A 10260-nucleotide genomic window follows, 5' to 3' on the forward strand; every position below is an offset into this window, starting at 1 on the left:
GTCACGACTTCGTCAACAGAGCGCTGGGCGGGGTCTGCAATGCCCCACATTCGTGCACGAGGCGGAAATGCAAACAAAAAAGGGCCGACTGCCACCCTGGGCAATCGGCCTCTTCATTCAGTTTGCAAACAGCGGTGGTTCAGCGCAGCAAGGTCACGCCGGTTTTGGACTGGATCTGCTCAAAGCTCACGCCAGGAGCCAGTTCCACCAGCTTCAGGCCCTCGGGCGTCACGTCCATCACGCCCAGGTCAGTGATGATGCGGTCCACCACGCCCACGCCGGTCAAGGGCAAGGTGCAGCTGGGCAGAATCTTCAGGTCTTCGGTGCCGTCCTTCTTGCGGGCCACATGCTCCATGAGCACGATCACGCGCTTGACGCCCGCCACCAGGTCCATGGCACCGCCCATGCCCTTGACCATCTTGCCGGGGATCATCCAGTTGGCCAGGTCGCCCTGCTCGCTGACCTGCATGGCACCCAAAATGGACAGGTTGATCTTGCCGCCACGGATCATGGCAAAGCTGTCGTGGCTGCCAAAAATGGACGAGCCGGGAATGGTGGTCACGGTCTGCTTGCCGGCGTTGATGAGGTCGGCGTCCACCTTGTCTTCTGTGGGAAACGGGCCAATGCCCAGCATGCCGTTCTCGGACTGCAGCCACACTTCCTTGTCGCCGGTGAAGTTGGCCACCAGCGTGGGAATGCCGATGCCCAGGTTCACATAGAAACCGTCTTCGAGTTCTTGGGCCGCACGGGCGGCCATCTGGTCTTGGGTCCAAGGCATGGTCAGGCTCCTGCTTTCTCTGTGACAGTTCTTTTCTCGATGCGCTTTTCAGGGTGGGCGTTGTGCACGATGCGGTGCACATAGATGCCGGGCAGATGGATCTGGTCGGGGTCGATCGCGCCCGTCTCCACCACCTCTTCCACCTCCACGATGCACAGCTTTCCAGCCATGGCCACGGCCGGGTTGAAGTTGCGTGCCGTCAGGCGAAACTGCAGGTTGCCCGACTGGTCGGCGCGCCAGGCCTTGACCAGCGAAACATCGGGCACCAGCGAGCGCTCCATCACATAGGTTTCGCCATCGAACTCGCGCAGCTCCTTGCCTTCGGCCACGATGGTGCCCACGCCGGTTTTGGTGAAGAAGGCAGGAATGCCTGCACCGCCCGCACGCAGCTTTTCGGCCAGCGTGCCCTGGGGGGTGAATTCCAGCTCCAGCTCGCCCGCAAGGTACTGGCGCTCGAACTCTTTGTTTTCACCCACGTACGAAGAAATCATCTTCTTGATCTGCCGGGTCTCCAGCAGCTTGCCCAGGCCAAAACCGTCCACGCCGGCGTTGTTGGAGATGACCGTGAGGTCCTTCACGGCCGAGTCGCGCAAGGCATCAATCAGGGCTTCCGGGATGCCGCACAGCCCGAAGCCGCCCACAGCCAGCAGCTGGCCGTCAGCCACCACGCCTTCGAGCGCCTTGGCTGCGGAGGGAAATAACTTGTTCACCGCGATCTCCTTGCGAATATTTGGATTGGGATGCACTACGATACTACGTAGACCCGTAAGTAGTACCCCGTAAAGATTTGCCCTCATTGGGGCCCGCCCCGCCCAGAACAACCACCCCGCCCCATGGACGTAGATTACCGATTGGCTTTTGACTTGGCCCCCGTGGGCCTGGTGCTTTCACGCAACCGCACGATGGTGGACTGCAACCGCCATGTGTGCGAAATGTTTGGCGCGTCGCGCGAGGTATTGATGGGCCAGTCGTTCCAGATTCTCTATCCCAGCGCCGATGAGTACGAACGCCTGGGCGCACACATGGCGCCCATCCTCAACGCCAAGGGCCACTACGCAGACAACCGCGTGATGAAGCGCGCCAATGGCGAGCTGTTCTGGTGCCATGTGTCGGGCCGCGCGCTCAATCGCGATGATCCGCACGCCTCGGGCATCTGGAGTTTTGAAGACCTCAGCTCACAGCGGCCCGTGCGCGCTGAACTCACCGGGCGCGAACGGGAGGTGGCCGCCCGCCTGCTGGAAGGGCTCACCTCCAAGGAAATCGGCAAGGCCCTGGAGATCAGCCACCGCACGGTCGAAATCTACCGCGCCCGCCTCATGCGCAAGTACAACGCATCCACAGCGGCAGACCTGGTGCACAAGCTGCTGGCCGGGGGCTGAAAGAAAGACGTTCAGCCCTGCTTCGGCCCGTCGATCACCTCAGCGGCCGTGCGAAAAGCCTCCACCGCCGTGGGCACGCCGCAGTAGATGCTGGCGTGCAGCAACACTTCCTGGATTTCTGCCGCCGTCGCACCGTTGTTGAGCGCGCCGCGCACATGGCCCTTGAGCTCGTGCTGCTTGCCCAAGGCGGTAAGAAAAGCCACCGTGATCAGGCTGCGCGTCTTCATGTCGAGTCCTGGGCGCTGCCATACATCGCCCCACGCATTGCGAGTGATGAACTCCTGAATAGGCTGCGTGAACTCTGTCACACCGTCGAGAGCACGTGCAACGAAATCCTCTCCCATCACCGCTTTACGCTGAATCAATCCAGCGTCGTACTGGGCCTGTTGGTGCGCGTCCATGGTCTTGTACCTTTATACAAAACCGTCATCATGCGGCAAGGCTTAGAATGCCTATCGCCACCATGCAGAAATACGATCCCCGCGACCTTGCGGTAAAAATAGCAATAATTGATAATCATTTTACTGGCGATACAGATGATCTATTCATCAGGTGCCGCCAAGCCTTCCCGCTTGCGCCTTGGCATTGCTGTGGCACGAGCGTTTTCCAGCCAGTCTGACCACCAATGAAAGGGACATCGCCATGACCAAACTCACCACCGTTGCAGGCGCGCCGGTTGCCAACAACCAGGACTCGCTGACCGCCGGCCCGCGCGGCCCCATGCTGCTGCAGGATGTGTGGCACCTGGAAAAGATGGCCCATTTCAACCGCGAAGTGATCCCCGAGCGCCGCATGCATGCCAAGGGTTCGGGCGCGTTTGGCACTTTTACCGTCACCCAGGACATCACGCGCTACACGGCGGCCAAAATCTTTTCTGCAGTGGGCAAGCAGACCGAAATGTTCGCGCGTTTTTCTACCGTGGCCGGCGAGCGCGGTGCGGCAGATGCCGAACGTGACATCCGCGGGTTCGCCATGAAGTTCTACACCGAAGAAGGCAACTGGGACCTGGTGGGCAACAACACGCCGGTGTTCTTCTTTCGCGACGCGCTCAAGTTCCCCGACCTGAACAAGGCCGTCAAGCGCGACCCGTACACCAACATGCGCAGCGCCGAGAGCAACTGGGACTTCTGGACCAGCCTCCCCGAAGCGTTGCACCAGATCACCATCGTGATGAGCGACCGCGGCATTCCGCGCGGCTACCGGCACATGCACGGCTTCGGCTCGCACACCTACAGCTTCATCAACGCGGCCAACGAGCGCTTCTGGGTCAAGTTCCACTTCGTGAGCCAGCAGGGCATTGAAAACCTGTCGGATGCCGAAGCCGCCGCCGTGGTCGCGGGTGACCGCGAAAGCAGCCAGCGCGACCTGCTCGAAGCCATCGACCGGAGCGAGTTCCCCCAATGGAAACTGTGCGTGCAGATCATGCCCGAGGCAGATGCCGCCACCTACCGCTTCCACCCGTTCGACCTGACCAAGGTCTGGAGCAAGAAGGACTATCCGCTCATCGAAGTGGGCATCGTCGAGCTCAACCGCAACCCGCGCAATTACTTTGCCGATGTCGAGCAGGCCTCGTTCACCCCCGCCAACATGGTGCCGGGCATTGGCCCCTCGCCCGACCGCATGCTGCAGTCGCGCCTGTTCTCTTACGGTGACGCGGCGCGCTACCGCCTGGGTGTCAACCACCACTCCATCCCGGTGAACGCGCCCCGCTGCCCCGTGCACAGCTACCACCGCGACGGTGCCATGCGCGTGGACGGCAACCACGGCGGCACGATTGCGTATGAGCCCAACACCAAGGGCGAATGGCAAGAGCAGCCTGCCTACGCAGAGCCACCGCTGGCCCTGCACGGCCCCGCCGACCGCTGGGACTACCGCGCCGACGACAACGACTACTTCACCCAGCCGGGCGACCTGTTCCGCCTGATGACACCCGACAAGCAGCAGCTGCTCTGCGAGAACACGGCACGCAACATTGCCGGGGTGTCCCAGCACATTGTTGACAAGCACATCGCGCACTGCACGCAGGCCGACCCGGCCTACGGCGCAGGCGTGGCGCGCGCCATCGAAGCGCAGCGCGCCGGTCGCCTCTAAAACGCCCCTGCGCGGACCAGCGCAGCAGCCCCCGCAACCGCGCTGGCGGTGCGGGGGCTTTTTCATGGCTATGCTGGAGCCCTGACATTCGTAAGGAGACAACCCCCATGGCCGCGCGCTACCCTTTTCCCGATCTGAACACCCTGCCCGAGGACATCCGCACCCGCATCCTTGAGGTGCAGGAGAAGGCGGGCTTCATCCCCAACGTGTTTCTGGCGTTTGCGCGCCGCCCGGCCGAGTGGCGGGCGTTTTTCGCCTACCACGACGCACTCATGCTCAAGGAAGAAGGCAGCCTGACCAAGGGCGAGCGCGAGATGATCGTCACTGCCACCAGCGCGGCCAACCAGTGCCTGTATTGCGTGGTGGCGCATGGCGCGATCCTGCGCATCTACGAGAAGAAACCGTTTGTGGCCGACCAGGTGGCCGTGAACCACCGCAAGGCCGACATCACGCCGCGCCAGCGTGCCATGCTCGACTTTGCGATGAAGGTCTGCCAGCGCTCGCATGAGGTGGAAGACGCCGACTTCACCGCCCTGCACGCCCATGGCTTTGACGACGAGGACATCTGGGACATCGCGGCCATCACGGCGTTCTTTGGCCTGTCCAACCGCATGGCCAGCTTTGCGGGCATGCAGCCCAATCCCGAGTTCTATCTGATGGGTCGGGTGCCCAAGCAGAAGTGATCAGCACGACACAATTGCTGCATTTTTGATAGCTGCCAGCGCTTATCCATAAAGCGCTGGAGCCCTATTTCACTAAATTTTCAGTCCGCCGTCACCAGCGTCCGCATCCAGTCCGGCAGCGGCGCCGCCTTCTGCTGCGGGAAGTCCACCCAGATGGTGGTGGCACCACCGGCCGCACAGATGACGCCCGGCTGGTCCACCCGCTCCATCGTGCCCCAGGTCTCGAACGTGGTACGGCCCGGGTCGCTCACGTAGAGTTTGAGCAGCACATCGGCGGGGTATTCGAGCTGCTTGTAGAAGTTGCAGAACGCATTGACGATGACCGGCCCCTGCCCGCGCGGGTCGGGGTTGCAGCCCACCGACACCATCCAGTCGATGCGGGCCGTTTCCAGGTAGCGAAAGTAGACGGTGTTGTTGACATGGCCCATGGCGTCCATGTCGCCCCAGCGCACCGGGAAGCGTGTCTCAAAAACGAGCTTTTTGACCTCGGGGATTTCGATCTTCATACCGCGAAGCCGTCGTCCGCCGCAATCACCGCGCCGTTGATGAAATGGCTCTGGTCGCTGGCCAGCATCACCAGCAGTGCGTCCAGGTCTTCGGGGCTGCCCACGCGCTTGCGCGGCAGCATGTTCACCAGCTTCTGGCCTTGCTCGGTCTGCCAGTGGTGGTGGTTGATTTCGGTGTCGATGTAACCAGGACAGATGGCGTTGGTGTTGATGCCGAACTTGCCCCACTCCAGCGCCATGGCGCGCGTCATCTGCACCACGGCGGCCTTGCTCATGCAATAGGCGCCAATCTGCGGCAGCACCTTCAGGCCGGCCATCGAGGCAATATTGATGATGCGCCCGCCCGTGAAGCTGCCGGGCGCCGCGCCGCGCGAGCGGGCCAGCATGCGCTTGCCCACCTCTTGCGCCACAAAGAAGGCGCCCTTGACGTTGGTGTTGAAGATGAAGTCGTAGTCCTCAGGCGTCACGTCCTGGATGCGCTGGGTCGTGCTCACGCCCGAGTTGTTGACCAAGATGTCGATGGAGCCCATCTCCGTCTCGGCGTGTGCCACGGCGGATTTGATGGAATCGTGGTCCGTCACGTCCAGCTCCACCACATGGGCGTCGCCGCCCTCGCCTTCAATGCGGGCGCGCAGCTCCTTGAGCTTTTCGATGCGGCGGCTGGCCAGCACCACGCCTGCGCCCGCACGGGCCAGGGTGCGCGCGAATTGGGCGCCAAGGCCGCTGGAAGCGCCGGTCACGAAGGCCACGCGGCCAGACAGGTCGATGCTGTATGCCATTTGAATTTCCTCCAAATTCCGAAAAATAGAACGATCGTTCGATTGTGTGCGTTCGCTTGCATACAATCAGTCCCCAGCCAGACAGTGGACGCACCATTGCCGGTAGAAAATCAAACCATTATCAAACGCCCGACGAGACGCTCATGACAAACGAAGAAATTCTTGCCCAGTACGGTCCCCGCGAATCCATGGAGTACGACGTGGTGGTGGTCGGCGGTGGCCCCGCCGGTCTGTCGACAGCCATTCGCCTCAAGCAACTGGCTGCTGAAAACGGCAAGGATGTGTCCGTGGTCGTGCTGGAAAAAGGCTCTGAGGCCGGTGCGCACATTCTGTCGGGCGCCATCATGGACCCCAAGGCCCTGACCGAGCTGATCCCCGACTGGAAGGCCAAGGGCGCGCCACTGAACCAGCCGGTGACCGACGATGCCTACATCTTCCTGAGCCAAAAGTCGGGCTTTCGCGTACCCAACCCGCTGCTGCCCCCCTTTGCACACAACCACGGCAACTACATCGTGAGCCTGGGCGCCGTCACCAAGTGGCTGGCCGAGCAGGCCGAAGCCCTGGGCGTGGAAATCTTCCCCGGCTTCGCGGCGGCTGAGGTGCTGTACAACGAAGACGGCTCGGTGCGCGGCGTGGCCACGGGCAACCTGGGTATCAGCAAGGAAGGCGAGCCTACCGACAACTTCCAGCTCGGCATGGAACTGCTGGGCAAGTACACCGTGTTTGCCGAAGGCGCACGCGGCCACCTGGGCAAGCAGCTGATTGCCAAGTACCACCTGGACGAAGGCCGTGACCCGCAAAGCTTCGGTATCGGCATCAAGGAACTGTGGGAAATCGACCCCAAGCGCCACCAGCCCGGCTTTGTGATGCACACCGCTGGCTGGCCCATGGAGAACGACACTTATGGCGGCGCGTTCCTGTACCACCTGGAAGGCAACAAGGTCGCCGTCGGTTTTGTGACGGGTCTGGGCTATTCCAACCCCTACCTCAGTCCGTTTGAAGAATTCCAGCGCTGGAAGACGCACCCCAACGTCCGCTACTACTTCGAGAACGAAAAGGGTGAAGTCACCGCCAAGCGTCTGTCCTACGGCGCGCGCGCCATCAACGCCAGCGGCATCAACGCGCTGCCCAAGACGGTGTTCCCTGGCGGCGCACTGGTGGGCTGCAATGCGGGTTACCTCAACGTGGGCCGCATCAAGGGCAGCCACGCCGCCATCAAGACCGGCATGCTGGCCGCAGAAGCCGCCTATGAAGCCGTAGTGGCAGGCCGCCAGCACGACGAGCTGAGCGCCTACCCCAAGGCGTTTGAAGCCAGCTGGCTGCACACCGAACTGAACAAGGACCGCAACTTCAAGAACTGGTTCAAGTACGGCCTGACCACCGCCACGCTGATGAACGGCTTTGAACAATTCGTGCTGCGCGGCCATATCCCCTGGACGCTGCACCGCGACAAGCCCGACCACGCCTACCTGAAGCCTGCAGCGCAGTGCAAGCCCATCGACTACCCCAAGCCCGATGGCAAGCTGACGTTTGACCGCCTCTCCAGCGTGTTCATCAGCAACACCAACCACGAAGAGAACCAGCCAGCGCACCTGACGCTGAAAGACGCCAGCGTGCCCGTCAACATCAACCTGGCCAAGTACGCAGGCCCCGAGGCGCGCTACTGCCCCGCCGGCGTGTACGAGTTTGTGCCCGACACCACCAAGGGCGGCGATGCCCAGCGCCTGCAGATCAACGCGCAAAACTGTGTGCACTGCAAGACCTGCGACATCAAGGACCCCACACAGAACATCGTGTGGGTCACGCCCGAAGGCGGTGGCGGTCCGAACTACGCTGGCATGTAAGCCTGCAAAAACCATAGCGCCTCGCGCTGGAGGGGCCTGCCTTGCAGGCCCTTTTTGTTTGGATAGCCGATGGCGGCATGAAAAGCCGAGCACCCGCGTGGGACGGCTGCCGCCAGCAGGCGGCCTGCCAGGCACAGCGAAGTAAACTCATGGGCTGGCCCCAACGCAGCCTCACCGGGGCCCGCGGTATCTCTCCCCCTCAGAAAGTCCCCGAAGATGAACTTGAAGCAATTGCCCTGGATGTCCCTGGGTGCCCTCGCCCTGGCCGTAGCCGCCATCTCCCCCGCCAGTGCACAGCAAAAATCCGTGGCCGTGACGGCCATCGTGGAACACCCTGCCCTCGACTCCGTGCGCGACGGTGTGCAGGCAGCCCTGAAAGAAGCAGGCTTCGAGTCCGGCAAAAACCTGAAGTGGCAGTACCAAAGCGCGCAGGGCAACACCGGCACTGCTGCGCAAATCGCCCGCAAGTTCGTGGGTGACAATCCCGACGCCATCGTGGCCATTGCCACACCCTCGGCCCAGGCCGTGATTGCATCGACCAAGACGGTGCCCGTGGTCTTCTCCGCCGTGACCGACCCCGTGGCCGCCAAGCTGGTCAAAGACTGGGAGCCATCGCGCGGCAACGTGACTGGCGTGTCCGACCTGCTGGCGCTGGACAAGCAGATGGAACTGGTCAAGCAGGTGGTGCCCAACGCCAAGCGCGTGGGCGTGGTCTACAACCCCGGCGAAGCCAACTCGGTGGTCGTGGTCAAGCAACTGCAGACCCTGCTGCCCAAGCTGGGCATGACGCTGGTGGAGGCCGCAGCGCCCCGCTCGGTGGACGTGAGCAGCGCCGCACGCAGCCTGATCGGCAAGGTCGATGTGATCTACACCAGCACTGACAACAACGTGGTGTCGGCCTACGAGGCACTGGTGAAGGTGGGCCAGGACGCCAAGATTCCGCTGGTGGCATCCGACACCGACAGCGTCAAGCGCGGCGCCATCGCCGCCTTCGGCATCAATTACCGCGACCTGGGCGAGCAGACCGGCCGCATGGTGGCGCGCATTCTCAAGGGTGAAAAGCCCGGCGACATCAAGCCCGAGATCAGCACCAAGATGGAACTGTTCGTGAACCCAGGCGCTGCCGAAAAACAGGGCGTGAAGCTGTCTGACGCGCTGGTCAAGTCGGCCGCGCAAGTGGTGCAGTAAGCACCGCCGTGCTGCAGGGCTGGGCGCATGCCCGGCCCCTCCGGCAGGAGCCATGCCCCGCGTGGCTCCTGCTTTGTTTTTCCCCTTGCTGGCCCCGCTGCCCATGTCCTTCTTTTCCCTGCTCGGCGCCGTTGAAATCGGCCTGATCTTCAGCCTGGTGGCCCTGGGCGTTTTCATTTCGTTCCGGCTGCTGCGCTTTCCTGACCTCACGGTGGATGGCAGCTTTCCGCTGGGCGGCGCCGTCTGCGCCATTCTGATTTCCACCGGCACCAACGCCTGGGTGGCCACGCTGGCTGCCACGGCGGCTGGCGCCGTGGCCGGGCTGATCACCGGCTGGCTCAACGTCAAGCTCAAGATCATGGACCTGCTGGCCAGCATCCTGATGATGATCGCGCTGTATTCGATCAACCTGCGCATCATGGGCGGGCCCAACGTGCCCCTCATCAACGACCCCACGCTGTTCGTGCTGCTGCAGCCCGAAGGCATGCAGGACTACATTGCGCGCCCGCTGATCCTCGCCGTCATCGTGGTGGCCGCCAAGCTGCTGCTGGACTGGTTCTTTGCTACCGAACGCGGCCTGGCCATTCGCGCCACCGGCTCAAACGCCCGCATGGCCCGCGCGCAGGGCGTGAACACCGGCGCCATGCTGCTGCTGGGCATGGCCATCTCCAACGGGCTGGTGGGTCTGGCCGGTGCGCTGTTTGCGCAGACGCAGGGCGGCTCCGACATTTCCATGGGCATTGGCACCATCGTCATCGGCCTGGCTGCCGTGATCGTGGGCGAGAGCATTCTGCCCTCGCGCCGCCTGATCTATGCCACGCTGGCGGTCATCATCGGCGCCATCGCCTACCGCTTCTTCATCGCCCTGGCGCTCAACAGCGACTTCATCGGCCTCAAGGCACAAGACCTGAACCTGGTCACCGCCGTGCTGGTGGCCGTGGCGCTGGTGATTCCGCAGCTCAAGCGCAAGTTCGCCAAGCGCAAGTTCGCCAAGCGCAAGCCGTCCTGAACC

The 10260-nt window shown here is 62.7% G+C and carries 11 protein-coding genes; 6 read left to right on the plus strand and 5 right to left on the minus strand.

Annotated features, from left to right (window positions below; genetic code table 11):
• Positions 1–139 precede the first annotated feature (139 nt).
• Entirely contained in the window at positions 140–778 is a 639-nt protein-coding gene (locus IHV84_RS11990) for a CoA transferase subunit B (protein WP_198847027.1), read from the minus strand.
• 2 nt (positions 779–780) lie between these two features.
• Positions 781–1488 (minus strand): CoA transferase subunit A, encoded by a 708-nt coding sequence (locus tag IHV84_RS11995; protein WP_198847028.1) that lies wholly within the window; start codon positions 1486–1488, stop codon positions 781–783.
• A gap of 123 nt (positions 1489–1611) precedes the next feature.
• Between IHV84_RS11995 and IHV84_RS12000 the strand changes: the two genes are divergently transcribed.
• Entirely contained in the window at positions 1612–2157 is a 546-nt protein-coding gene (locus tag IHV84_RS12000; RefSeq protein WP_198847029.1) for a PAS and helix-turn-helix domain-containing protein, read from the plus strand.
• Positions 2158–2168: 11 nt separating this feature from the next.
• Here IHV84_RS12000 and pcaC read toward each other — a convergent pair whose 3' ends face one another.
• Entirely contained in the window at positions 2169–2558 is a 390-nt protein-coding gene (pcaC, locus tag IHV84_RS12005) for a 4-carboxymuconolactone decarboxylase (RefSeq protein ID WP_111868430.1), read from the minus strand.
• Positions 2559–2799: 241 nt separating this feature from the next.
• Here pcaC and IHV84_RS12010 point away from each other — a divergent pair, with 241 nt between their 5' ends.
• Positions 2800–4248 (plus strand): catalase, encoded by a 1449-nt coding sequence (locus tag IHV84_RS12010; RefSeq protein ID WP_111868442.1) that lies wholly within the window; start codon positions 2800–2802, stop codon positions 4246–4248.
• A 107-nt stretch (positions 4249–4355) separates the two neighbouring features.
• Entirely contained in the window at positions 4356–4931 is a 576-nt protein-coding gene (locus IHV84_RS12015; protein ID WP_198847030.1) for a peroxidase-related enzyme, read from the plus strand.
• 80 nt (positions 4932–5011) lie between these two features.
• On the opposite strand, the gene IHV84_RS12020 is transcribed toward IHV84_RS12015, so the two are convergent.
• Together IHV84_RS12020 and IHV84_RS12025 are read right to left on the minus strand one after the other, a co-directional pair.
• On the minus strand, positions 5012–5437 hold the full coding sequence (locus IHV84_RS12020) for a thioesterase family protein (protein ID WP_198847031.1): 426 nt from the start codon (positions 5435–5437) through the stop codon (positions 5012–5014).
• Positions 5434–6216 (minus strand): SDR family oxidoreductase, encoded by a 783-nt coding sequence (locus IHV84_RS12025; protein ID WP_066697772.1) that lies wholly within the window; start codon positions 6214–6216, stop codon positions 5434–5436. Before IHV84_RS12025 ends, IHV84_RS12020 begins: the two co-directional genes overlap by 4 nt.
• 143 nt (positions 6217–6359) lie before the next feature.
• Here IHV84_RS12025 and IHV84_RS12030 point away from each other — a divergent pair, with 143 nt between their 5' ends.
• The 3 genes from IHV84_RS12030 to IHV84_RS12040 all read left to right on the plus strand — a co-directional run bounded on the left by IHV84_RS12030 (position 6360) and on the right by IHV84_RS12040 (position 10257).
• Positions 6360–8060, plus strand: a complete 1701-nt coding sequence (locus IHV84_RS12030; RefSeq protein WP_198847032.1) for an electron transfer flavoprotein-ubiquinone oxidoreductase — start codon at positions 6360–6362, stop codon at positions 8058–8060.
• A 216-nt stretch (positions 8061–8276) separates the two neighbouring features.
• Positions 8277–9248, plus strand: coding sequence for an ABC transporter substrate-binding protein (locus IHV84_RS12035; protein ID WP_156451548.1), 972 nt, complete (start codon positions 8277–8279; stop codon positions 9246–9248).
• A 103-nt stretch (positions 9249–9351) separates the two neighbouring features.
• Complete coding sequence (locus IHV84_RS12040) at positions 9352–10257, plus strand: ABC transporter permease (RefSeq protein ID WP_198847033.1); 906 nt, start codon at positions 9352–9354, stop codon at positions 10255–10257.
• The last annotated feature ends 3 nt before the right edge of the window (positions 10258–10260 follow it).

Origin of the sequence: Acidovorax sp. IB03, from assembly GCF_016406015.1 — a bacterium.
GTDB lineage: Bacteria > Pseudomonadota > Gammaproteobacteria > Burkholderiales > Burkholderiaceae_C > Acidovorax > Acidovorax temperans.

What these genes read in the sequence shown, in the direction of transcription:
- pcaC (WP_111868430.1), bottom strand. Translation starts at nt 2,558, where the DNA reads ATGGACGCGCACCAACAGGCCCAGTACGACGCTGGATTGATTCAGCGT.
- IHV84_RS12030 (WP_198847032.1), top strand. Translation starts at nt 6,360, where the DNA reads ATGACAAACGAAGAAATTCTTGCCCAGTACGGTCCCCGCGAATCCATG.
- IHV84_RS12010 (WP_111868442.1), top strand. Translation starts at nt 2,800, where the DNA reads ATGACCAAACTCACCACCGTTGCAGGCGCGCCGGTTGCCAACAACCAG.
- IHV84_RS12015 (WP_198847030.1), top strand. Translation starts at nt 4,356, where the DNA reads ATGGCCGCGCGCTACCCTTTTCCCGATCTGAACACCCTGCCCGAGGAC.
- IHV84_RS12025 (WP_066697772.1), bottom strand. Translation starts at nt 6,216, where the DNA reads ATGGCATACAGCATCGACCTGTCTGGCCGCGTGGCCTTCGTGACCGGC.
- IHV84_RS12035 (WP_156451548.1), top strand. Translation starts at nt 8,277, where the DNA reads ATGAACTTGAAGCAATTGCCCTGGATGTCCCTGGGTGCCCTCGCCCTG.
- IHV84_RS12000 (WP_198847029.1), top strand. Translation starts at nt 1,612, where the DNA reads ATGGACGTAGATTACCGATTGGCTTTTGACTTGGCCCCCGTGGGCCTG.
- IHV84_RS12020 (WP_198847031.1), bottom strand. Translation starts at nt 5,437, where the DNA reads ATGAAGATCGAAATCCCCGAGGTCAAAAAGCTCGTTTTTGAGACACGC.
- IHV84_RS12040 (WP_198847033.1), top strand. Translation starts at nt 9,352, where the DNA reads ATGTCCTTCTTTTCCCTGCTCGGCGCCGTTGAAATCGGCCTGATCTTC.
- IHV84_RS11990 (WP_198847027.1), bottom strand. Translation starts at nt 778, where the DNA reads ATGCCTTGGACCCAAGACCAGATGGCCGCCCGTGCGGCCCAAGAACTC.